Raw genomic sequence first — 22,499 nt, forward strand, 5'->3', positions numbered from 1 at the left:
GGCGGCCTGCGGTGGGGCGCTAACCTGCGACCGGATTCACAACTCGGTGAGGGGCGCATGGACGAGCGGCTGATCGACTGGACCGGGGAGCGGTGCGTTCCCTGGACCGAGGACGTGCAGGTGGTCTACGAGCACTACCACCGGTACGCGCTGGCGGCCCCCTTCGCGCGCGGCAAGCGGGTCCTCGACCTCGCCTGCGGTGAGGGCTACGGTGCCGCGCTGCTGGCCGCCGCGGGTGGCGAGGTCGTCGGCGTGGACGTCGACGAGCAGACCATCGCCCACGCCCGGCACCACTACGCCGGCCGCGACGTCAGCTTCGAGGTCGGCTCGATCACCGACCCCGACCTGCTCGCCGACGCCAAGCCCTTCGACGTCGTGGTGTGCTTCGAGGCCATCGAGCACGTCTCCGACCACTCAGCGGTGCTGCAGCTGGTCAAGTCGCGGATGAAGCAGGGCGGGCTGTTCCTGTCCAGCACACCCGACACGGCCGTCTACAGCCACGAGCACGGGAACGACAACCCGTTCCACGTCAAGGAGCTCACCGCCCGCGAGTACGAGTCGATGCTGGAGGAGACCTTCCGGCACGTGGCGGTGCTCAAGCAGAACGTCACCGTCGGCTCGATGGTGGTGCCCGCCGATCCCGGCGACCGCGACACCGCGATCGAGGGCGTCCGGCTGCAGACCATCGAGCGCACCGACACCGGCTGGGTGGTCGACCAGGGCGTCCCGCACACCTACTTGCTGGGCGTGGCCTCCGACAAGCACCTGCCGAAGCTGCCCGCGGCCGCCGTGCTCACCGATGCGCAGCTGACGCTGGCGCGCGGCGGGAACACCGCCGAGCTGGTCGAGCAGCGCGACGAGGCCGTCGCCGACGTCGCCAAGCTCAACGAGCTCTACCAGCGCAGCCGCGGCGAAGCCGAGGAGCTCAAGGGCGCCATCGCCCGGCTGGAGGAGCTGCGCAAGACCTCGGAGCAGCAGGGGGAGGCGGGCAAGGCCGAACTCGCCGAGCTCCGCGAGCGGTTGCGGGAGCGCGAGCTGCAGGCGCGACGCGACGCCGCCCGCGTCGAGTGGTTGCGCGACACCGCTGCCCGGCTCGAGGGTCAGCTCGCGGAGGCGCAGCGCCGGGTGGACGAGCTCGCCGCCGAGAACGCCGAGCTGGCCGCGCAGAACTCGGCGCTGGTGCAGCGCGCCGTCACCAAGTACCGCAAGGTCGTCGAGCGCGTCGCGCCGCGCGGCACCGCCCGCCGCGACGCCTACGAGATCGCGCTCGGCCGCAAGCCCGGCATCCCGGAAGTCGCCGCCGAACCCGGAACAGGGCCGGTGGCAGTGCCCTCCAGCGACCGGCCGCTGGTCAGCGTGATCGTGCCGGTGCACGGCAAGTGGCCCTACACCCGCCAGTGCCTGCGCTTCCTCGGCGGTCACCTGGTGTCGGTGCCGTTCGAGGTGATCGTCGTCGACGACGCCTCACCCGACGACAGCGCCGAGAAGCTCGCCGCCTGCGAAGGCGTCCGGCTGGTGCGCGCCGAGCGCAACCTCGGCTTCATCGGCGCCTGCAACCTCGGGGCCGAGCACGCGCGCGGTGAGCACCTCTTCTTCCTCAACAACGACGCCGAGGTCACCGAGTCCTGGCTGGACGTCCTCGTCGACACCATCACCACGGACCCGGCGATCGGGCTGGTCGGCGCCAAGCTGGTCTACCCCGACGGGCGGCTGCAGGAGTGCGGCGGCATCGTCTGGGCCGACGGCACCGGGTGGAACTACGGGCGCGGGACCGACGGCAGCGGCGCCGAGTTCCACGTCCTGCGCGACGTCGACTACTGCTCGGGTGCCGCGGTACTGGTGCGCGCGGAGCTGTTCCGCCAGGTTGGCGGGTTCGACACCCGCTTCGCCCCCGCCTACTACGAGGACACCGACCTGGCGTTCGCGGTCCGCGCCGCCGGCTACCGCACCGTCGTGCAGCCGAAGGCCGTGGTGGTGCACCACGAGGGCGTCTCCCACGGCACCGACATCGGTTCCGGCGTGAAGAAGCACCAGGAGCTCAACCGGCAGGTCTTCGTCGAGAAGTGGGCGGAGGTGCTGCGCGACGAGCACCTCCCGGAGGCGTCACCGCGGAACCTGTGGCTGGCCCGGCAGCGCGGCACGCGTGGCCATCACGGCCCGATCGTGCTGGTCAAGGACCACCAGGTGCCGCGGCCGGACTTCGACTCCGGTTCGGTGCGGATCTTCCGGGTGCTGCAGCAGCTGGTCGAGCTCGGCTACCGGGTGGTGTTCTTCCCCGGCAACCACGCGCCGCTGCAGCCCTACACCGAGGACCTGCAGCAGATCGGCGTGACCGTGCTGCCGCAACCCGAGCTCCAGCAGGCGTTCCTGCACGAGGCGGGGTCGGAGATCTCGCTCGCCCTGCTGTCCCGGCCGCAGGTCGCGTGGAGCCTGGTGGAGGAGCTGCGCACCCGCGCTCCGCACGCCGTCATCGCCTACGACACCGTCGACGTGCACTTCCTGCGCCTGGAGCGCGAGGCCGAGCTCGCCGAGCGGCAGGGCCAGGCACGACGGGCGGAGGCGTTGCGCCGCAAGGCATTCGCCTCGCAGCAGATGGAGCTCGGGCTGACCCGAGCTTGTGACGTGACGCTGGTGGTCTCCGAAGCCGAACGCGCGCTGCTGCGCGAGCTGGTCCCCGAGGCCGACGTGCGGGTGCTGTCGAACGTGCACGAGGTCGACCCCTCGCCGGCCGGTCTCGAGGGACGCCGCGACGTGCTGTTCGTCGGCAGCTTCGACCACCCGCCGAACGTCGACGCGGCCCGCTGGGCGGCTCGCGAGATCATGCCGCTGGTGCGCGAGCGGTGCCCGGACGCGGTCCTGCACGTCATCGGCAGCAACCCGACCGCTGAGGTCGAGGCGTTGGCGGGCCCGGGCGTCGAGGTCCACGGCTGGGTCGAGTCCCTCGAACCGCACTACGCGCAGGCCAGGGTCACCATCGCCCCGCTGCGCTTCGGTGCCGGCGTCAAGGGCAAGGTCGGCGAGAGCCTGTCCGTCGGTGTCCCGGTGGTCGGCACGACGGTCGCCGTCGAGGGCATGCACCTGAAGCCGGGCCAGGACGTCCTGGTCGCCGACGACGAGAACGCCTGCGCTGCAGCGGTGGTCCGCTTGCTCACCGAGGACGAGACCTGGAAAGCCCTGGCCACCTCAGGTCGCACGGCCGTGGAAGCCCAGTTCGGCCCGGAAGCCTCCCGAGCAGCCCTCACGGCCCTCCTCACCAAGATCCCCACCGCCTGACCGAGGACCACGCGAGGAACCTCACCCTCCGCACGCACCCGAACCGCGACACCCCAACCCCCACCCCGACCACCGACAACACGCCCAACAGCCCTGCAAGCCCGGGTGTGTTGGCGGCGCGGGCTGATGTCGCGCGAACCGCCCGGCCTGAACTCAAGCCGACGACTCTGCGTGCTCCGGTGCGTGGGGGCCGAGGGTCGGGTGATGTCGCGCGAACTTCTCCGCACCACCCCGCTCGAACTGGAACGACACCCTGAAGGCTCTGCGTGCTCCGGGGTGTTGGGGCCTGGGGTCGGTGATGTCGCGCGAAAGTGCGCACCACCCCACCTGACCTGCGACGACACGCCGAATGGGGTGAATGGTCCGGTGTGTTGGCCGGGCGGGACTCCCACTTCGCGCGATATTGCGGCCGTGCTCGTGGAGGTCTCGCGAGATGTGACCGGGGTGGTGGGAGGACGGGCGGTTGAGCACCCGGCCCGGCCCCTTGGGCACGTGGGCCGGGCTCGTCGTCCCGGTGGTGGGTCCGGCCCTGCGAGGATGCGGCGGAGCCGCTGTCCGGGTGGGGACACAGCTTGCCGCGGCGCGGGTTCTGAGCGGCGTCGAGGCGAGTACGCCGCGACGCCGTGCACCGGTCACGCACCAGGAGCGGCGCACGGAGCCGGTCAGGTCGGCTACCCGCACCGCTGGGCGGAGCGATCGCTGCGCAGGACCTAGTCGCGAACCGTGGGTGGGGTGTGGGCGAGCTGCTGGTCCAGGGTGCCCGCGAAGGTCTGCTGGGCCGCGTCCCGCTGCTCCGCCGGGCCGCTGACGTCGATGATCACCGCGTAGTGGTGCGCCACGTAGGCCGTCCGGAACGTCGCGCCGGTGGAGACGACCGAAACGCCCTGGTAGGACAGGTCCTCCACCTCGGACAGCCCCTGCTGCGCGGCGAGGTACTTCTCGACGACGGTCTGAGCGGCGTTGGTGTCGGGCAGCTTGAGCGCCAGCAGCGTCGTCTTCGGCTGCACGGCGTCGGTGCCGTTGAACCATCCTTCCACCAGGCCGTTCTGGAACGCCGTGTCGAGCACGGTCTTCGGCTGCAGCAGTCCGCCCTTGGCGCCTTGCAGGTTCGGCACGTCGAGCAGCCCGGTCCACGGGTGCGCCGGTCCGTTCGCGGCGACCAGCACCTCCTGCGTGGTGGCCGGCGGAGCCTTCGCTGCCGGTGGTTCCGGCAGCGGGGTGGTGGTCGGCGCCGGCGGTGGGGGCGGGGGAGCGGCGGTGCCCCCGCGCGGTTCCGTCGCTCCGCCGGCGAAGTAGAAGACGACCGCGACGATCACCACGACCAGCAGCACGGCGCCGATGGACAGGCCCGCGATCAGCTTGCCCTTGCCGGGCTTGCCCGCCGATTCGAAGACCTCCGGTCCTTGGCGCATCCAAGACGCTTCCCCGGAGTCGGACGAACCGGGCAGGTCATCGCCCCACGGCGTGCCGGTGGTTTCCACCGGACCCCAGCCCTGCGGGCCTTGCTGCTGACCGGCCCACGGCGGCTGCGACTGGCCCCACTGCGGCGGCGGTGGGGTCTGCGGGACGTTCACGACCTGCGTGCTGCCCGAGTCCGCGGGCGGCTGCTGTTGCTGGGCGTACGGGTTCGGCACGACCTGCGTCGTCTCCTCGCCGGTGCCTTGCTGCGGCTGCTGCTTGGCGACGTCGCCCCAGCTGAAGGCGGGCGGGAACGGGTTCTGCTGCTGGGCGGGCTGCTGCTGCGGGAAGCCCCCGGACGAGGGATCAGCCGGTGGCGTGGGGTCCTGCGCCGGGAAACCGTCCGGGTTCGACGGCGTCTGACCTGCGTGCCCGCCCTGCGCCCTGCCGAGCACGGCGTCCCTGCGCTGTCGGTACTCCTCGGCGGAGATGCGTCCCGCCGCGAGTTCGGCGTCGAGGTTCTGCAACTCGTCTTGCCAGGTCACCGATAGCGCCCTTCCCGGGATTCCATGAACGCCGCTGCTGCGATCGAAGCCATTCTGGCACTCAGCGCAGGTTTCGGGGTGCACAGCCCGAATAACGATACGGACTGCGCTCTGGTCCGGACGGGTGTCCGGGTTGTGAAGGGCCACGGGCCGTTCCGGCGCCCGGCTAGGCTACGCAGCGTTGACGGCTGCTGCGGGCACGGATCATTGGGGTGACCAGGTTGAGCGCTGCGCGTGTGGTGCACGCTCGCCCCGAGTTGTTCGCCGCCCCGAACCACGGTTTCGCCTGGATCCGGATGATCGGTGCGCTGCTGGTCATCTACGGTCACAGCTCCCCGCTGGTCGGCAGCGGTGAGCTGTTCCCGCCGGAGTGGCCGGTGCAGCCCGACGAGGGCGTGCTCATGGGCTTCTTCGCGCTGAGCGGTTTCCAGATCACCGAGAGCTGGTTGCGCGACCCGCACGCGCTGCGCTTCGCCGCCAAGCGGGTGCTGCGGCTGTGGCCGCCGATGCTCACGGTGTCGGTGGGCATGGCCCTGGTCGTCGGCCCGATGATCACGACCTTGCCGCTCGGCGAGTACTTCCGCGCGCGCGAGACCTGGGGCTACATCGTCCACAACGCGGGACTGCTGACCCTGCGGCACGACCTGCCGGGGGTCTTCGAGAGCAACCCGTGGCCGGGCGCGGTGAACGGCTCGCTGTGGACGCTGCCGATGGAGCTGCTGGCCTACGCGGGCCTGTTCGTGCTGTTGCTGCTGGGCACCGCCAGGAAGAACCTGCGTTGGCTGTCGCTGCTCGCACTGGTCGGCTTGATCGCCTGGGACCGCCACCTGGAGCAGACCCCGGGTGCCGAGTCGGCCGGTTCGCTGCTGAGCGTGCCGGTCGAGTCGCTGGTGGCGTTCCTCGTCGCCTTCGCGCTCGGCGTGCTGCTGAACCTGTACCGGGTCCCGCTGTCGCCGTTGGCCGCGGGCGTGGGGCTGGTCGTGCTGGTGGTGATGGGCAACAACACCACCGCGTCGGCGTGGATGGCGTTCGCGGTCAGCTACGCGGTGGTCGTGGCCGGGCACTTCTGGCCGGCGCGACTGGACGTGCCGGGCGTCTGGGTCAACGGCAGCTACGGCGTTTACGTCTGGGGGTTCCCGGTCCAGCAGCTGCTGGCGCTGGCCGGGATTCGCGGCCAGTGGCTCATGCTGCTCTGCGCGGCCCCGATCGCCTACGTGCTGGGCACCCTGTCGTGGAAGTACGTGGAAGACCCCACGATGCGCTTGCGCCACCTGCTCACCCCGCGTGCCGAGCGCGACCCGGGTGGTGCGGGGCCTCCGGCCGGGGACGACCCGCCCACGGACGTCTTCGCCCGGACCGCGGGCGACGGCGACGAGCGGGAAGTGCCTGCTGCCAGCGGAGCACGGCCTTCGGGTGCCGGTGTTCCGGAGCGGCAGGTGCCGGCGCGTCCGCCGGGGAACGGGGTGCGGCGGCGGCCGGTGAGTCCTCCACCGGAACGGAACCTCTCACGTCGACCGGCACCACGTCCGCTGCCGTCCGAGGACCCACCGCTGGCACGGCGGTGGGTCGAGGAGGTCGAGCCGCCGGGCGGCACGCACGCGCGCGGCCCCGAACCGGGCCGTCACGCGACTTCCGAACGCCCCGATCGCCGCTGACCGCCGCGTACCCTGGGGAGCATGTTCGGTGGGAAGCTGAAGATGATCGAGCCGTCGTCGGCGTTGCCCGGGCGGGACACCGCCATGGCGGTGAACGGGCAGCACGCCGTGTTCCCCGAGCGCCGCGTCGTCCCGCCGTTCCCGGAAGGCCTGGCCACCGCGGTGGTCGGCATGGGCTGCTTCTGGGGCGCGGAGCGCGTGTTCTGGCAGACCGAGGGCGTGTGGACCACCGCCGTCGGCTACGCGGGCGGCTACACGCCGAACCCGACCTACGAGGAGGTCTGCTCGGGCCTGACCGGGCACACCGAAGCAGTCCTGGTGGTCTTCGACCCGGAGAAGATCAGCTACCAGCAGGTGCTGAAGGTGTTCTGGGAGAACCACGACCCCACCCAGGGGATGCGCCAGGGCAACGACCTCGGCACCCAGTACCGCTCGGCCATCTACTACACCGACGAGCAGCAGAAAGCCGTGGCGGAAGCCAGCCGGGACGCCTTCCAGGAGGCCTTGACCGCAGCGGGCAAGGGCCAGATCACGACCGAGATCGCCGCGTTGCAGGAGTTCTACTACGCCGAGGACTACCACCAGCAGTACCTCTCGGACGCCAAGAACCCGAACGGGTACTGCGGCCTGGGAGGGACCGGAGTCGCCTGCCCAGCCGGCCTCGGTGTGGAGAGCTGATCTTCTCGAAGTTCGCTGTGCGAGCCGGTGCGGGTGGCAGAACCTGAGTGGCTCCGTGCGCCGCTCCTCGAGCACGTTCACGCGGCGTCACGGCGTCACGGCGTACTCGCCACGAAGCCGCTCAGAACCGGCGGCGGTGCGGGCTGAGTCCCACACCTGAAGGCGGAAGCTGCCGGACCTGCGCGAGTGGGTGGCCAAGGCGAGGGGTCTGCCGGTGGTGCAGCCGAGTGGCGGCAGAGGTTGTGGTGGGCGAGAACTTCTACGCCGCACTTCGTGAACTACGACCAACCACACAAAGGAGTGGGGCCGAGGTGATCACCTCGGCCCCACTCCTGCGAGCGGATGACGGGACTCGAACCCGCGACCCTCACCTTGGCAAGGTGATGCGCTACCAGCTGCGCTACATCCGCATCTTCACCGCCTCCCGGTGACTTCCGCCCCGGTTGGCTGTTGATGAACACTTTAGCCCATGGCTGCAAGCCCGTTCACCGGGGGGTCCCCCACCGGGGCCGGCTAGCCGATCGCCCGGGTCGGGGTGAGGCGCAGCAGCACCCTGTTCTCCGAGCGCATGGCTTCGCGGTAGGAGTCCCAGTCCTCGTGCTCACCGGAGACGCGGCGGTAGTAGTCCTCCAGCAGCGGCAGGGCGTCGGGGAGCTCGACGACCTCGGCCTCGGCGTCGACCTGGAACCAGCGTCCGAAGAAGGCGTCCGGCAGCACGCACAGCCACGCGCGCGGGTCGCGCCGGAGGTTGCGGACCTTGCCCGAGGCCGACCGCGTGCTGATCACGACCCGGCCGTTCGCGTCCACGGTCGCCAAGACCGGGGTCATCAGCGGGGTGCCGTCGCCGCGCAGGGTCCCCAGCACGGCGCGGTGCTGCTCGCGGAGCAGTTCGCGTGCGACGTCGACGTCCACCCGGCACCTCCGACCGCGGCCTCTCTCGTGCCCGGAGCGTAGTGGTTCTGCCGGGTTGATTCCCGTCGCGAGGGTTGGCCCGGGCCCTCGGGATGATCGACAATGGCGCGGGCGGACGCGCACCGGGCCGGTGCCGGGAGCGGTACCGTGGCGCCACGCTCGGTGACGGGTGCGGTTCCAGTGGCAGTGGGTGTTCGAGTGACCAGCCCGGGTGGGCGGGGAGGCGTTGATGAACCGGGTGGTGCGGGGCTCCGACGGCCGGGATTGGACGATCCGGGCGAACCTGGAGTGGTCCAACCCGATCGTGGTGGACGAGTTCGAGCACGACGTCAACGGCGGTTCGACGCCGGCGGTCGTCGTGGGTGCCGCGCTCGCGGCGCTGGTGGTGGTGTTCATCGCCTGGACGCCCGCCGAGGTGGTCGTCCCGCCCTGGCTGATCGCGCTGCTCGTGCTGGCGGTCCTGTTCTTCCCGGTCCGCTGGGTGCTGCACCGGCCGTGGACGCTGACCGCGTCGACGCCGGGTGACGCCGACGAGAACCCGCCGGAGACCTGGGTGGGTGTCGTGCGCGGCTTCATCGAGGTGCGTCAGGAGGTCTCCCAGGTGGCCCGGCACATCGAGCTCTACGCGGAACCCGACATGAACGGCCGGCTCCAACCCACCGAGTAGCGGCGTTCCTCGGGCACACTGGGTGCGTGCCGGAACTTCCCGAGGTCGAGGCGCTCGCCCAGCACCTCCGCGACCACGCCGTGGGGCGCGTGGTCGCGCGCGTGGACGTCGCCTCGATGAGCGTGCTCAAGACCGCTGCTCCGCCCCACACCGCGCTGCACGACCGCGAGGTGACCGGTGCCGCCAGGCACGGCAAGTTCCTCGACCTGGACTGCGGCGGCCTGCACCTGGTGTGCCACCTGGCGCGCGCGGGGTGGATGCGCTGGTCGGACAAGCTCGCCGCGACCCCGCCGAAGCCCGGCCGGGGCCCGATCGCCCTGCGGGTGCACCTCGGCGGCGTCGGCTTCGACCTGACCGAGGCGGGCACCCAGAAGAGCCTGGCCGCGTGGATCGTCGAGGACGTGGCCGAGGTGCCCGGGATCGCGAAGCTGGGGCCGGACGCCCTGGAGGTCGACGCCGAGCGGCTCGCGGCGCTGCTCGACGGGCGCACCGAGCGGATCAAGACGGTGCTGACCGAGCAGTCCACGATCGCGGGAATCGGCAACGCCTACTCGGACGAGATCCTGCACGCCGCCAAGCTCTCGCCCTTCGCCACGGCCGGCAAGCTCGACGAAGCGGCGGTGGCCCGGTTGCACGGCTGCGTCCAGGACATCCTCCGCGACGCCGTGGACCGCTCGCTGCAGCAGGACGCCGCGCGGCTCAAGGCCGAGAAGCGGTCGGGCATGCGCGTGCACGCCCGCACCGGTTTGCCGTGCCCGGTGTGCGGTGACACGGTTCGGGAGGTCTCCTTCGCGGACCGGTCGATGCAGTACTGCCCGACGTGCCAGACCGGTGGGAAGCAGCTGGCGGATCGCAGGATGTCCCGGCTGCTCAAGTGAGCTGTCCACAGGCTGTGGACAGCTCCTGGGGTTGTGCACAGCCGTTGCTCGGCTGAACGGGGGAGCGGATTCCGCTGGACGGAAGGCGTGCCTGCCGTTCACCGATGGAAAACCCGCACTGACCGTAGCCGCCTTGATTCGCGGTGTGCGGCTCGGGCAGATTGATGTTGTGGCGGAGTTGTTGACAGAGCGGACGGTCCTGACCACGCTCGCGGCACTCGCCGTGCTGGGCATGTTCGTGCTGCTGTGCCGGGCGCGTCGGGTGAGCACCTCGGTGGAGGACGCCACGTTGGCGGCTCTGCACCGGGTGACCAGCGCGGCGCCCTACCTGCGCGCGGGCCTGAACCAGGAATCGGCCGACAAGACGGGCCCACACCTGCGAGAACTGCTGGCCTGCGTGGCCGTCGGCATCGTCGACGCCGACGGCACCCTCCTGACCTGGGACGGCGAGGCCAACCACCACTACGCCGACCTGCGCACCAAGATCGAGCAGGTGCTGCGGACGGGCAAGCGCGACTTCCTCGACCACGGGGACGTGGTCTGCGAGCAGCGGCCCTGCCCGATGCGGCACGCTGCCGTGGTGCCGCTGGAGGTCGAGGGCCAGGTCCGGGGCGTGCTGACGGTGATCGCCGGCGGCGACCGCAAGAGGCTGCTCAGGGCGGCAGCGGAGGTCGCCCACCACGTGTCCACCCAGCTCGAGCTCGCCGAGCTGCAGGAGTCCAAGGAGCGCTTGGCCCAGGCGGAGGTGCGTGCGCTGCGCGCCCAGATCTCCCCGCACTTCATCTACAACGCGCTCAACACGATCTCCTCGCTCATCCGCACCGACCCGGAGCACGCGCGGGACCTGCTCCAGGAGTTCGCCGACTTCACCCGCTACTCGTTCCGCAACAGCGGCCTCTACACGACGCTGGCGGACGAGATCCGCAACATCGACCGCTACCTGACGCTGGAGAGCGCGCGCTTCGGCCCGGACCGGCTCAACGTGCAGCTCAAGATCGCCCCGGAGGTGCTACCGGTGGTGGTGCCGTTCCTCGCGCTGCAGCCGCTCGTGGAGAACGCCGTCCGGCACGGGCTCGCCAACAAGCCCGGCGGCGGCACCGTGTCGGTCACCGCCGAGGACAACGGGTCCGAGGCGCTGATCAGCGTCGACGACGACGGCATCGGGATGGACCCGGAGCTGCTCGACGCCGAGCTGGCCAACGCCCACCTCACCGGCGCCCACGTCGGGCTCGGCAACATCAACAACCGGATGCGCGCCACCTTCGGCAACGACTACGGGCTGATCGTGGAGACCGAGAAGGGCGCGGGCATGAAGGTGATCATGCGGGTGCCGAAGTTCGCCCCGGGCGTGCGGCCCGAGCCGCTGCCGCCGGTGGACGAGCCGGGCGTTGGCTTGGCCGCTGGACCGGCCCTGAAGCGGTAGCGTCGGGGCATGGATGAGAAGTCACCACGAAAGTTCGTCGACGTGGTCACCACCAAGCTGCCCAAGGAGTTGACCGGCAGGTTCACCGGGAAGCTCCCGGGCGTGGGCGATCGAAAGCCGGTCGTCGCGGTGCTCAAGCTGCAAGGCGTCATCACGCCGCAGTCGTCTCCGGCGGGGCGGCCCACGATCTCGATCCACAACGTCGAATCGGCGATCAAGCGCGCGTTCGCGTTCGACCGGCTCAGCGCCGTGGTGCTGTCGATCAACTCGCCGGGCGGATCGCCCACCCAGTCCGCGCTGGTCGCGGACCGGATCCGCGGCCTGGCGGAGGAGAAGGGCGTGCCGGTCGTGGCGTACTGCGAGGACGTCGCGGCCTCCGGCGGTTATTGGCTGGCGTGCGCTGCCGACGAGATCTACGCGCACCAGACCTCGATGGTCGGCTCGGTCGGCGTGGTCAGCGCCAGCTTCGGCATGACGGGCCTGCTCGACAAGCTCGGCGTCGAGCGGCGGGTCTACACCGCGGGGGAGAACAAGGTGCGGCTGGACCCGTTCCGCCCTGTGAAGGCGGAAGACGTGGAGTGGCTGTGCGGGATGCAGGATGAGCTGCACGGCCAGTTCCGGGAGTGGGTCCGCGAGCGCCGCGGCAGCAAGCTCTCCGGTACCGAGGAGGAGCTGTTCTCCGGGGAGGTCTGGACCGGGGCGAAGGCCGCCAAGCTCGGCCTGGTCGACGGTGTCGGTACGCTGCGGGAGATCGTCGAACACAAGTTCCCCGACGCCCAGATGCAGACCGTGGAATGCCGCAAGACGCTGCTCTCGCGGCTCGGGGTCGCCGCGCGCACGTCGCGCAACCCGCTGGCGAACGTGATCTCCGGGCTCGACGAGCTGGAACACCGCGCCATGTGGAACCGCTTCGGGCTGTAGAGCCGGCGCTTCAGGTCCTCACTGGGAGTCCGGCGGGGGCCCGTGACGCAGGCCTTGCGGACGAAGCTGATCCACTTCGCCGAGGCGGTCTCGACCCGTCAGGTCAACCGACTGGGCCGTTCGGGCGAAATTCGCCTTCGCGGAGCTGAATCTTCCCCCGACCTCTCGTGGAGGACCCTCGTGCTGCGCTAACAACTAGGGTTCGCGGCCGCTCGTACGAGCCGGTGCGGGAGGCACCGGCGGGGACACCACGACATGGACAGTGCGCCGAAGGCGCGGCACGATATGGCGTTGCATTGAGTACACGAGAGAACTCCGACGGGCTCGTCGTCCTCGCCGTCGACGACGAGCGGGCCGGGTTGGACGAGATGAAGTACCTGCTCGGCAGCAACCCCCGCGTCGGCCGGGTGCTGACCGCGTTCGACGCCGCCGAGGCGCTGCGCCTGTTGCGCAGCGACGATCCGGAGCTGATCGGTCGGCGTGACGACGACGAGTCCATCGTGGACGCCGTCTTCGCCGACGTCTCGATGCCGGGGTTGTCGGGCATGGAGCTGGCTCGGGTGCTCACCGCGTTCCGCAACCCGCCCGCGTTGGTGTTCATCACCGGGCACGAGGAGAACGCGCTGGAAGCGTTCGAGGTCGGGGCGCTGGACTACATCATGAAGCCCGCCAACGCCGACCGCGTCGACCGCGCGCTGCGCGGCATCGAGAAGAACAAGCAGCAGTCCGGCAGAGGTGCGCCGAAACCGCTCGAAGCCCCGGCGCAGGACGACGACGAGGTCATCCCGGTCGAACTCGCCGGCACCACGCGGATGATCCCGCGCAAGGAGGTCCGCTGGGTCGAGGCGCAGGGCGACTACGCGCGGCTGCACACCACCGAGGGCTCGCACCTGGTGCGGATCCCGTTGGCGCAGCTGGAAGAGCGCTGGGGCGAAGCCGGTTTCCTGCGCATCCACCGGTCTTTCCTGGTGTCGCTGTCCCTGGTCACCGAGCTGCGGATGTCTTCGTCCGGCTACTCGGTGGTGCTCGGCGGCGGACCGCCGAAGGAACTCCCCGTCTCCCGCCGGCACACCCGGGAGCTCAAGGACCGCCTGGTGAAGGCGCCGCGGGACAACTGGGGACAGCAGTGAGCGGGACGGGATGAGCCCGGAGAGCTTCGACGTCCGAGCCCGGTTGGGGGAGTTCTCGCCCCGGCCGCGGCGCAAGCGCGTCGTGCTCGCCGACCGGCGCGGGCCGCACGTCCCGCGCGTCCGCGTCGAAGTGCACGAGCAGACCGGGGCGCTCGAAGGACTCGTCCGGGACCTGGTCGAGAAGCAGCTCCGGGCAGCCCTGCTGCTGACCGGGGTCCTCGCTCTCGTGCTGGGCGGCCTGCCCCTGGCCTTCTGGCTGGTGCCCGCGATCGGCGAGTGGCAGGTGTTCGGGCTCCGCGTGCCGTGGCTGGTCCTCGGCGTGCTGGTCTACCCGTTCCTGGTGGTCGTGGGTCTGCTGTTCACCCGGCGCGCGGAGCGCAACGAGGAGGACTTCCTCGGCATGCTCGAAGAATGACCGGTGCTTCGGGCCCACCGGCTGCTCTGCGTAAGGTGGGTGCGACTCGTGGGCACCAGGGTGGCTGGGTGAGATGTTCTCGAACGTGTGGTCCTTGAGCGGCGTCGTCCTGATCGTCGTCGCGACGCTGGGCATCGGCCTGTGGGGGTCGCGCTCGGCTCGGACCACGGACTTCTCCGCTGCCCGCAAGCCGGTTCGGGAAGAGCGCAACGCGGCGGCGATCTCGGGGGAGTACCTGTCCGCGGCCTCGTTCCTGGGTGTGGCCGGCCTGGTGCTCAAGGACGGTGTCGACGCCCTCTGGTACCCGATCGGCTTCGCGGCGGGCTACCTGGCGCTGATGCTGTTCGTCGTCGCGCCCATGCGCCGGTCCGGCGCCTACACGATGCCCGACTTCGTCGAGGCGCGGCTGAACTCGCTGAGCCTCCGCTCGCTGTCCACGGTGGTCGTGGTCGTCATCGGCTGGCTGTACCTGGTCCCGCAGCTGCAGGCGGCCGGGATGACGCTGGCGGCCATCGTCGGGACCGAGTACCGCGCAGGCGTTCTCGTCATCGCGCTGATCGTGCACATCAGCGTGGTCAGCGGGGTGCTGCGCGCGGTGACCCTGGTGCAGGCCTTCCAGTACTGGGTGAAGCTGTTCGCGATCACCCTGCCCGCCTTCGCGCTGCTGGTCGTGTTCGTGGTCAGCGGGCAGCGGCAGGCCCTGGAAGAGCCCCGGACGCCGTTCTTCCCGCAGGACACCACGGTCGACGTGCAGACCGACGTGACCGTCCAGGTCACCGAGCCGGTGTGGCTGACCGCCGCGGAGGGCTCCGGCCTGGCCGGCGCGGTCTACCTGCAGCCGGGGGAACACCCGGTGCCGGCGGGCAGCGAGCTGCGGTTCCCGGCGGGTGCCGCGGTGCCGGTGGTGACCGGTGCGGTGCCGGACAACGCGAGCTGGCTGCGCCCGCACCCGGAAGGGTTGCCCGGTGTGCTGGAGACGTACTCGGTGCTGATCGCGACGTTCCTGGGAACGATGGGGTTGCCGCACGTGCTGGGCCGCTTCTACGCCAACCCCTCGGGCGCGGGCGCGCGCCGCACCGCGCTGTACGTGCTGGGCCTGCTGGGCGCGTTCTACCTGTTCCCCACCCTCTTCGGGCTCCTGTCCCGGCTGTACGTGCCGCAGCTGCTGGTGACCGGGCAGACGGACGCGGCGGTGCTGCTGCTGCCGCACGCGATGCTCGGCGGCTGGGTCGGCGGGGTGCTGGCGGCGATCACCGCGGCGGGAGCGTTCGCCGCGTTCCTGTCCACGTCGTCGGGTCTGGTCATGGGGCTGGCCGGGGTGCTGTCCTCGCGAGACGTGCTGTGGGGCCGGACGATGCGGTTCTCGTCGGCGGCGCTGCTGTCGTGCTCAGTGCCGGTGGTGCTGGCCTTGGCTGTCGACGGTCACGACATCGCGCGCAGCGTCGGACTGGCCTTCGCGATGGCGGCTTCCACGTTCGCCCCGGTGCTGGTGCTGGGCATCTGGTGGCGCGGGTTGACCGCGGCCGGCGCGGCGTGGGGGATGCTCACCGGCGGGTCGTTGGTGCTGATCGCGGTGCTGGTCGCGCACGTCGCCGGCGATCACGGCTGGTGGGGTCGGCTGGTGGCGCAACCGGCGCTGGTGACGGTCCCGGTGGCGTTCGCGGTGACCTACCTGGTCAGCCGGGCCACCAGAACCCGCGTGCCGGAGGGTGTCTCGCGGTTGATGCTGCGGTTGCACGCCCCCGACCGGCTGGGTTTCGTCGACAGCAGGCCGCTCGCCGAGCAGGCGCCGAAGCCGGGTCGGCACGAGCGGTGAGGCGCTCCTCACCGAACAACGCAGCCGCCGAACGGGCGATGCTGTTTCCGGGAGTTGATCACTGAGCGTCGCGAATTGCGCTGCGGGGCCGCGCGGGGATGCTCCATCCGAATGAAAATCCGGCCATTCGCCGCAATTCGATGCATCCTGTTGAGCTGTCAACCTTCACTCGATCGTTAGCACGCGTACTCCCAACGGACCTACCCATCGACGCTTCCAGTTCCGTAGCGTTCCGGCGTTGTGTGGTTCAGGCTCACGCTTGGCGGTATCGCGAGGGTGAGCCTTTCTTCGTGGAAGGAGAGCCGTGAGCGCCACGGACCAAAACGGGTCCGGGTCCGGTATTGACGCCGAAACCTGGGCCGCTGCGCAAAGCAGTCCCGAATTCGCCCAACTGCGCGGACGACTGCGCAACTTCGTGTTCCCCGTATCGGCGTTGTTCCTGGTCTGGTACCTGGTGTACGTGCTGCTCGCCGACTACGCGCACGGATTCATGAGCATCAAGCTGGTCGGTAACATCAACGTCGGACTGGTGCTCGGCCTGCTTCAGTTCGTGTCCACGTTCGTGATCACGACCTGGTACGTCCGCTACGCCAACAAGAATCTGGACCCGGTCGCCGAACAGATCCGCGAGAACGTCGAGGGAGGCGGCAAGTGAGCTCGGTGCAGGCATTTTCCGCTACTCAACCCCTCGCGCAAGAAGCCGTCGGCGGCAACTCGATGCTGAACATCGGCATCTTCGCCATCTTCGTCGCGGTCACGATGGTGATCGTGTTCCGGGCCAGCAAGAACACCAAGACGGCCTCGGACTACTACGCCGCGGGGCACGCGTTCAGCGGGCCGCAGAACGGCATCGCCATCTCCGGTGACTACCTGTCGGCCGCGTCGTTCCTCGGCATCGCCGGTGCCATCGCGGTCAACGGCTACGACGGCTTCCTCTACTCCATCGGCTTCCTGGTGGCCTGGCTGGTCGCCCTCCTGCTGGTGGCCGAGCTGCTCCGCAACACCGGTCGCTACACGATGGGTGACGTGCTCAGCTTCCGGATGCGGGAGCGTCCGGTGCGCACCGCGGCGTCGCTGTCCACGCTGGTGGTGAGCTTCTTCTACCTGCTGGCGCAGATGGCCGGTGCCGGTGGTCTGATCGCGCTGCTGCTGGGCATCACCGACAAGGGCGGCCAGGCGATCGTGATCGCCGTGGTCGGTGCGCTGATGATCCTCTACGTCCTGGTCGGCGGCATGCGCGGCACGACCTGGGTGCAGATCATCAAGGCGGCGCTGCTCATCGCCGGTGCCTTCGTCATGACCATCTGGGTCTTGGGGCTGTACGGGTTCAACCTGTCGGCGCTGCTCGGCCACGCCGCCGACGTCGCCGGTGACAAGGTGCTCAACCCGGGTGCCAAGTACGGCAAGTCGGAGACCAGCAAGCTGGACTTCATCTCGCTGGGCATCGCCCTGGTGCTGGGGACCGCCGGTCTGCCGCACGTGCTGATGCGCTTCTACACCGTGCCGACGGCGAAGGAAGCGCGTCGTTCGGTGGTCTGGGCGATCTGGCTGATCGGCCTGTTCTACCTGTTCACGCTGGTCCTCGGTTACGGGGCGGGCGCGATGGTCGGACCGGACACGATCAAGGACGCTCCGGGTGGGGTGAACTCGGCGGCTCCGCTGCTGGCCTCCTACCTGGGCGGCCCGCTGCTGCTGGGCTTCATCTCCGCGGTCGCCTTCGCCACGATCCTGGCGGTCGTCGCCGGTCTGACGATCACGGCCTCGGCCTCGTTCGCGCACGACATCTACGCGAACGTGATCAAGAAGGGCCAGGTCGACTCCAAGCAGCAGGAGGTCCGCGTCGCGCGGATCACCGCGGTGGTCATCGGTGTCGTGTCCATCCTCGGCGGCATCGCGGCCAACGGGCAGAACGTCGCCTTCCTGGTCGCGCTGGCCTTCGCCGTCGCGGCCTCGGCGAACCTGCCGACGCTGCTGTACTCGCTGTTCTGGAAGCGGTTCAACACCACCGGCGCGTTGTTCAGCATCTACGGTGGTCTGGCGATCACCATCGTGCTGATCATCTTCTCGCCGGCGGTCTCGGGCAGCGAGGAAGCGATGTTCCCGACGCTGGACATCGCGGTGTTCCCGCTGCAGAACCCGGGCCTGGTGTCGATCCCGCTGTCGTTCCTGCTCGGGTACATCGGTACCAAGATCAGCAAGGACGAGAACGGCGGCACCAAGTACGCCGAGATGGAGGTCCGCTCCCTCACCGGTGCGGGCGCGGAGAAGGCTGTTCAGCACTGATCCGTCCCTCCCGCGCGAGCGCCCCGGGTCACCAGCAGGTGACCCGGGGCGTTTCCCATTCCCAGGGGTGGAAGCGGCACACCCTCACACCGGCACCACGCGCGGCGTGGCAGCATCGGGGTTGTGACTACGCCACCTCCTGGACACGTGCCCGGTGTTCACCCGGAAGAACTGCCCGAACAGCTGCCCGCGGGCAGCGCGCTGCTGGACGTCCGCGAGGACGACGAATGGCAGGCGGGGCACGCTCCCGAGGCCGTGCACATCCCGATGAGCCAGCTCGTGGAGCGCCTCGACGACATCCCGGAGGCCGATCAGGTCTACGTGGTGTGCCGTTCCGGCGGCCGCTCGGCGAAGGTCACCGCGTACCTCAACGCCAACGGCTGGGACGCGGTCAACCTCGAGCGCGGCATGAACGGCTGGTCGGCCAACGGCCGGCCGATGGTGTCCGGAACCGCCGACGGCGAGCCGTACGTGCTGTGAGCTCCCGGCCCCAGCCCGACCGGATGGAGTGGGTGGCCACTCCGCCCGGCGGTCCGCGCCGCGCCCGGCAGCAGCGCCGGTCGCGGCCCTACACCGGTCCGCCGTCCTATCCGGCACCCCCGCGCTGGGGCTTCCCGCTGCTGGCCTGGCGCTGGCCGCTGGCCCTGCCCACCGGCGGCAACCGCGTCGACCCGTTCGAGCGCGCCGGGGCGACGGCCGGCACCGCCATCGCCGCGCTGTGGGTGACCGCGGGCGTCGCCGCGCTGGCGACCTTCGCCGAGGCGTGGCGCTACGTGCTGCTGCTCCTCAGCAGGAGCCAAGCGCTGCCGCGCACGGTGCTGGCGATCTCGGACGCCCTGGTCGGGACCACCGGCCTGATCCTGGTGCTGATGGGCGTGCTGACCGGCGTGTTCGTGGTGCTGTGGGGCCTGCGAGCGCGGGTCGCGGCGGCCGAGCGCATCGGTGTCCGCAACGCCCGTCCGGACTGGCAGCTGGTGGTCGGCGTGCTGGTGCCGGGGCTGAACCTGCTGGTCCCGGGTGCGGCCGTGGCCGAGCTGGAGCACTCGCTGCTGGTCGCGGAGGGCGCTCGGGAGAAGGGCGCGCGTCCGTGGCCGAGCCTGCGGGTCCGGTTCTGGTGGGCGCTGTGGGCGGCGACCGTGGTGGTCGCGCTGATCACCTTCGTCTGGACCTTCCGCGACGGCGTCCAGGCCCTGGCCGACGGCGTCGTGCTGCACGCGGTCAACGACGCGCTGGTCACCGCGCTGGCGGTGGTGACCGCGCGGCTCATCGACCACTTCATGCGGCTGCTGCTGCCACCCGACCCGGCGGAGCTGAGCCGCCTCCAGGTCCACGCGGTGCGCGCGGCGCCTCCGCCGCAGCGGGCCCCCCGTCCGGGCACGGCTCCTCGCTGACGTGGGTCACACGTGACGGCGCTGCCGAAGCCGGGTCGGAACACTGGAGGCGTGGAAGAGATGCCTGAGGTCGTCGCGCACCGAGGCGCCTCGGCGCACCGCGCCGAGCACACCCGGTCCGCCTACGAGCTGGCGCTGGAGCAAGGCGCGGACGCCTTGGAGTGCGACGTCCGCGTGACCCGCGACGGCCACCTGGTCTGCGTGCACGACCGCCGCATCGACCGGACCTCGAGCGGACGCGGCGTGGTCAGCGCGTTGACCGTGGCCGCGATGGCCGAGATCGACTTCGGTCGTTCCGCCACCGAGCTCGGCGTCCTCACCCTCGACGAACTCCTCGGGATGGTCCGCGCGAGCCCGCGTCAGACGAAGCTGTTCGTGGAGACCAAGCACCCGGTCCGCTACGGCGGCCTCGTCGAGCACAAGCTCGTCGCGCTGCTGGCCAGGCATGGGCTGGCCACGCCGGAGACCCAGGCCGACTCGCCGGTGCTGATGATGTCCTTCGCCTCCGCCGCCGTCCGCCGGTTCAAGGCGGCCGCGCCGGCGGTGCCGACGGTGCAGCTGTTCAGCCGCTTCACCGGAGCTCGCCGCGGTGGCGTCCTGCCGCCGTGGGCGGACCTGGCAGGTCCGGACGTGCGGCTGCTGCGCGAGGACCCCGGCTTCGTGAAGCGCGCCGCGGCGCTCGGCCGGGACACCTACTGCTGGACCGTCGACGCGGCCGCGGACATCGACCTGTGCCGCGACGCAGGCGTGCGCTACGTGGCGACCAACGCGCCGCGCGCGACACGGCTCCACCTGGCTGATCCCGACGCGGCGCGGTTCGGTAGCGTCACTCAGCAGTCACCGCCAGCGATTGGATGAGCCGTGTCGAAGCGAGCCACGACCAAGCCAGCACAGCCCGAAGGCGCCGTCGGCCCCCGCCAGCCCTGCCCGTGCGGGTCGGGCAAGCGCTACAAGGCCTGCCACGGCAAGGCCGGGGGTGCCGCGGACGTGATCGTGACCCGTCCGTTCGAGGGCTTGGCCGCCGAGTGCGAGCTGGTCGCGCTGCGCGAGTTCGTGCCGTCGGCGACCGCGAAGCTGCCGATGCGCGACGGTTCGGAGGTCGTGCTGGCCACCGTGCTGCCGATGGCGGCCGCCGCGCTGCACCGCAACGACGGCGTGCGGTTCGTGGGCCTGCAGGTGCAGACGCACTCCGGCGACATCAGCCGCGACCTGGCCCGTGCGATCGAGTGGGTGCAGGAGTCCGAGCAGGGGCAGTCGCTGTCGGTCGTCGGCCCGGAGACCGCCGAGGCGGGAGCCGTGCCGGCCCGGCTGCAGGACCTGATCGATCCGGACGTCGAGCTGGACGTCGAACTGCACGCGGACTTCGCGTGGTGGCTGCCCGGCGACGTGGAGCCGACCGGCGAGGTCGCCCTGTCGCTGGAGCGCGCCAACGCCGCGATCATGCCCACCGACCGCCTCCGCGGCGAGGACGTGACCTCGGCCTACTGGGTCGACGCGGGCGAGAAGGCGCACCTGCGCTGGGTTCGGCCCGAGCCGGAGGAGAAGCTGCTGGCCGCGCTGGCCCGGCTGTCGGCACGCGGCGAGCTCGCGCTGGGCGAGGAGAGCCGCTACGCGGGTTCGTTCCGCGCGCACGGCCTGCTGGTCCCGGTCTGGGACCTGGACCGCGAGCTGCACGCCCGCGAGTGGGACGAGCCGGCCGCCGCCCTCGGCCGCCGCCTGGAGGCGGCGCTCGCGTCGCTCGACGACGAGCCGCTCAGCAGCGCCGAGCGCCGCGCTCGCGACGGCCTCCGGGGTCGTCAGGTCACCATCCGCTGACCGGGGTCCGGCGGGCTGACCGCCGGACCGAGGACTCCGCACTCGCTCCGTACCTGCTCCGATCGGGTGATCTCGGTTGCGGTGGGCAACGAAGTGGCACCGCGGTGCGTACCCCTCCACAGTGGTACCCGGCGTCCAGGGGGGTGGAGGAGTGACCGCGCACTCGCCTGCCGTGCCGGCCGCTGCCGAGACGTCCGGAGTACCTGCTGGGCGGGCGCGCCGGGGGGACATGGCTGCGACAGAAGACGACTTCGCCGAATTCGTCCGGGTGGCGCTGCCCGGGCTGATGCGCTATGGCCACGCCCTCGCCGGCAACCCCCACGACGCCGCCGACCTGGTGCAGACCGTGCTGGAGAAGGTGGGAGCGCGCTGGAACAAGATCAGCCCCACCACCGAGGACCCCACGGCCTACGTGCGCAAGGCGATGGCGAACGCGCACATCAGCCGCTGGCGCCGCACCCGCCGCGAGACGCTGCTCGCCGAGTTCCCCGACGTGCCGGCCATGCCGCAGCAGGACCGCCTGGACAACGAGCCCGTGTGGCAGGCGTTGCGAGATCTGCCGCCGAGGCAACGCGCGGTGGTCGTGCTGCGTTACTACGAGGGTCTTTCCGAACTGGAGATCGCCGAGACCCTCGGCGTCAGCTGCGGAACGGTGAAGAGCCAGGCGAGCAAGGCGCTGTCGTCCTTGCGCAAGCGGCTCGGCGAGACCGTCGAGGGAGGTGACGTGTGATGGACCTGGACGACGAGCTGCAGCGCGTGCTGCGCGACGACCGGTTGGACGTCCCGGTCCGCACCGGCGCGGAGTGGTCGCTGGTGGCCGCCGCACGTCGCCGCAAGCAGCGCAACTCGATGCTGGCCGCCACGGCCGCCGCGCTCAGCTCGGCGCTGCTCGTGGGCGGGGGAGTCGCGCTGGTCAGCCACGACGAACCGCTGCAACCGGCCCGGCCGCCCGTGGTCCAGCAGCCCGGCCCGCAGGTCCCGCCGCCGGGTTCGTCGAGCCGGACGCAGGTGCCGAGCACCGGGCCGTCCGCGCCGCCGTCCTCGCCACCGGGGAGCCAGTGGCCGCGCACCGGGTCGAACCTCCCGGAGCCGTCGATCAGCGAGTCCCTCGACCCGTCGATCCTGCGCACCGCTCCGTCGCAGACCGCGGACCCGGAGACCACCCCGCAGGAACCGGACCCGGAGACCTCGCAGCAGCCGGGTCCGTCCGAGCAGAACCCCAGCGAAGTGCAGACCACCCCGGGTGGCTGAGCCAACCCGGGGGTGGTGGTCGCTCAGGCGCGCCGCGAGACCGGTCAG

Annotated in this window: 20 protein-coding genes and 1 tRNA gene; 18 read left to right on the forward strand and 3 right to left on the reverse strand. The window is 70.9% G+C overall.

The genetic code is table 11. The features are described from left to right. Positions 1–57: 57 nt before the first annotated feature. Complete coding sequence (locus EIL87_RS22755) at positions 58–3,273, forward strand: glycosyltransferase (protein WP_125092623.1); 3,216 nt, start codon at positions 58–60, stop codon at positions 3,271–3,273. 710 nt (positions 3,274–3,983) lie between these two features. Here the strand turns inward: EIL87_RS22755 and EIL87_RS22760 are convergent. Next, complete coding sequence (locus EIL87_RS22760; RefSeq protein ID WP_125092624.1) at positions 3,984–5,216, reverse strand: hypothetical protein; 1,233 nt, start codon at positions 5,214–5,216, stop codon at positions 3,984–3,986. A 221-nt stretch (positions 5,217–5,437) separates the two neighbouring features. Between EIL87_RS22760 and EIL87_RS22765 the strand changes: the two genes are divergently transcribed. Next, positions 5,438–6,871, forward strand: a complete 1,434-nt coding sequence (locus tag EIL87_RS22765; protein WP_233576490.1) for an acyltransferase family protein — start codon at positions 5,438–5,440, stop codon at positions 6,869–6,871. Positions 6,872–6,892: 21 nt separating this feature from the next. Next, a complete protein-coding gene (gene msrA, locus EIL87_RS22770; RefSeq protein ID WP_125092625.1) occupies positions 6,893–7,549 on the forward strand; it encodes a peptide-methionine (S)-S-oxide reductase MsrA in 657 nt (218 codons plus the stop codon). 337 nt (positions 7,550–7,886) lie between these two features. On the opposite strand, the gene EIL87_RS22775 is transcribed toward msrA, so the two are convergent. Then, positions 7,887–7,959: transfer RNA gene (locus EIL87_RS22775), tRNA-Gly, on the reverse strand. A 103-nt stretch (positions 7,960–8,062) separates the two neighbouring features. Continuing rightward, complete coding sequence (locus EIL87_RS22780; RefSeq protein ID WP_125092626.1) at positions 8,063–8,461, reverse strand: PPOX class F420-dependent oxidoreductase; 399 nt, start codon at positions 8,459–8,461, stop codon at positions 8,063–8,065. Positions 8,462–8,690: 229 nt separating this feature from the next. On the opposite strand from EIL87_RS22780, the gene EIL87_RS22785 reads away from it, so the two are divergent. The 15 genes from EIL87_RS22785 to EIL87_RS22855 all read left to right on the forward strand — a co-directional run bounded on the left by EIL87_RS22785 (position 8,691) and on the right by EIL87_RS22855 (position 22,451). Next, a complete protein-coding gene (locus EIL87_RS22785; protein ID WP_125092627.1) occupies positions 8,691–9,128 on the forward strand; it encodes a DUF983 domain-containing protein in 438 nt (145 codons plus the stop codon). Between the two features lie 26 nt (positions 9,129–9,154). Next, positions 9,155–10,006 (forward strand): Fpg/Nei family DNA glycosylase, encoded by an 852-nt coding sequence (locus EIL87_RS22790; RefSeq protein ID WP_125092628.1) that lies wholly within the window; start codon positions 9,155–9,157, stop codon positions 10,004–10,006. Positions 10,007–10,175: 169 nt separating this feature from the next. Then, the gene (locus EIL87_RS22795) at positions 10,176–11,429 is read left to right on the forward strand and encodes a histidine kinase (RefSeq protein WP_125092629.1); all 1,254 of its coding nucleotides are present in this window, start codon (positions 10,176–10,178) and stop codon (positions 11,427–11,429) included. Positions 11,430–11,438: 9 nt separating this feature from the next. Further along, a complete protein-coding gene (locus EIL87_RS22800; RefSeq protein ID WP_125092630.1) occupies positions 11,439–12,350 on the forward strand; it encodes a S49 family peptidase in 912 nt (303 codons plus the stop codon). A 296-nt stretch (positions 12,351–12,646) separates the two neighbouring features. Next, positions 12,647–13,480, forward strand: a complete 834-nt coding sequence (locus EIL87_RS22805) for a LytR/AlgR family response regulator transcription factor (RefSeq protein ID WP_125092631.1) — start codon at positions 12,647–12,649, stop codon at positions 13,478–13,480. Between the two features lie 10 nt (positions 13,481–13,490). Then, on the forward strand, positions 13,491–13,895 hold the full coding sequence (locus tag EIL87_RS22810; protein WP_125092632.1) for a hypothetical protein: 405 nt from the start codon (positions 13,491–13,493) through the stop codon (positions 13,893–13,895). A gap of 73 nt (positions 13,896–13,968) precedes the next feature. After that, positions 13,969–15,711, forward strand: a complete 1,743-nt coding sequence (locus EIL87_RS22815) for a sodium/solute symporter (protein WP_125092633.1) — start codon at positions 13,969–13,971, stop codon at positions 15,709–15,711. 304 nt (positions 15,712–16,015) lie between these two features. Beyond that, the gene (locus EIL87_RS22820; protein ID WP_125092634.1) at positions 16,016–16,366 is read left to right on the forward strand and encodes a DUF485 domain-containing protein; all 351 of its coding nucleotides are present in this window, start codon (positions 16,016–16,018) and stop codon (positions 16,364–16,366) included. Positions 16,367–16,428: 62 nt separating this feature from the next. Then, the gene (locus EIL87_RS22825; protein WP_125092671.1) at positions 16,429–17,994 is read left to right on the forward strand and encodes a solute symporter family protein; all 1,566 of its coding nucleotides are present in this window, start codon (positions 16,429–16,431) and stop codon (positions 17,992–17,994) included. Positions 17,995–18,141: 147 nt separating this feature from the next. Beyond that, positions 18,142–18,474, forward strand: a complete 333-nt coding sequence (locus tag EIL87_RS22830; protein WP_125092635.1) for a rhodanese-like domain-containing protein — start codon at positions 18,142–18,144, stop codon at positions 18,472–18,474. A gap of 23 nt (positions 18,475–18,497) precedes the next feature. Further along, positions 18,498–19,385 carry a DUF4328 domain-containing protein gene (locus tag EIL87_RS22835; protein WP_199740572.1) on the forward strand — a complete coding sequence of 296 codons (888 nt, stop codon included), beginning with the start codon at positions 18,498–18,500 and terminating at the stop codon, positions 19,383–19,385. Positions 19,386–19,445: 60 nt separating this feature from the next. Beyond that, positions 19,446–20,243: a glycerophosphodiester phosphodiesterase gene (locus EIL87_RS22840; RefSeq protein ID WP_125092672.1), complete on the forward strand. Its 798-nt coding sequence runs from the start codon at positions 19,446–19,448 to the stop codon at positions 20,241–20,243. Between the two features lie 3 nt (positions 20,244–20,246). Then, positions 20,247–21,200 (forward strand): DUF5926 family protein, encoded by a 954-nt coding sequence (locus EIL87_RS22845; protein ID WP_125092637.1) that lies wholly within the window; start codon positions 20,247–20,249, stop codon positions 21,198–21,200. A 151-nt stretch (positions 21,201–21,351) separates the two neighbouring features. Further along, positions 21,352–21,930 (forward strand): SigE family RNA polymerase sigma factor, encoded by a 579-nt coding sequence (locus EIL87_RS22850; protein ID WP_407690569.1) that lies wholly within the window; start codon positions 21,352–21,354, stop codon positions 21,928–21,930. Further along, a complete protein-coding gene (locus tag EIL87_RS22855; protein ID WP_125092639.1) occupies positions 21,930–22,451 on the forward strand; it encodes a hypothetical protein in 522 nt (173 codons plus the stop codon). Before EIL87_RS22850 ends, EIL87_RS22855 begins: the two co-directional genes overlap by 1 nt. The last annotated feature ends 48 nt before the right edge of the window (positions 22,452–22,499 follow it).

The sequence above is a fragment of the Saccharopolyspora rhizosphaerae genome (assembly GCF_003931915.1).
In the GTDB taxonomy this organism is placed as follows: domain Bacteria; phylum Actinomycetota; class Actinomycetes; order Mycobacteriales; family Pseudonocardiaceae; genus Saccharopolyspora; species Saccharopolyspora rhizosphaerae.

Coding starts and splice junctions, on each gene's coding strand:
- EIL87_RS22755 (WP_125092623.1), top strand. CDS start 58: ATGGACGAGCGGCTGATCGACTGGACCGGGGAGCGGTGCGTTCCCTGG.
- msrA (WP_125092625.1), top strand. CDS start 6,893: ATGTTCGGTGGGAAGCTGAAGATGATCGAGCCGTCGTCGGCGTTGCCC.
- EIL87_RS22785 (WP_125092627.1), top strand. CDS start 8,691: ATGAACCGGGTGGTGCGGGGCTCCGACGGCCGGGATTGGACGATCCGG.
- EIL87_RS22800 (WP_125092630.1), top strand. CDS start 11,439: ATGGATGAGAAGTCACCACGAAAGTTCGTCGACGTGGTCACCACCAAG.
- EIL87_RS22810 (WP_125092632.1), top strand. CDS start 13,491: ATGAGCCCGGAGAGCTTCGACGTCCGAGCCCGGTTGGGGGAGTTCTCG.
- EIL87_RS22815 (WP_125092633.1), top strand. CDS start 13,969: ATGTTCTCGAACGTGTGGTCCTTGAGCGGCGTCGTCCTGATCGTCGTC.
- EIL87_RS22825 (WP_125092671.1), top strand. CDS start 16,429: ATGCTGAACATCGGCATCTTCGCCATCTTCGTCGCGGTCACGATGGTG.
- EIL87_RS22835 (WP_199740572.1), top strand. CDS start 18,498: ATGGAGTGGGTGGCCACTCCGCCCGGCGGTCCGCGCCGCGCCCGGCAG.
- EIL87_RS22840 (WP_125092672.1), top strand. CDS start 19,446: ATGCCTGAGGTCGTCGCGCACCGAGGCGCCTCGGCGCACCGCGCCGAG.
- EIL87_RS22855 (WP_125092639.1), top strand. CDS start 21,930: ATGGACCTGGACGACGAGCTGCAGCGCGTGCTGCGCGACGACCGGTTG.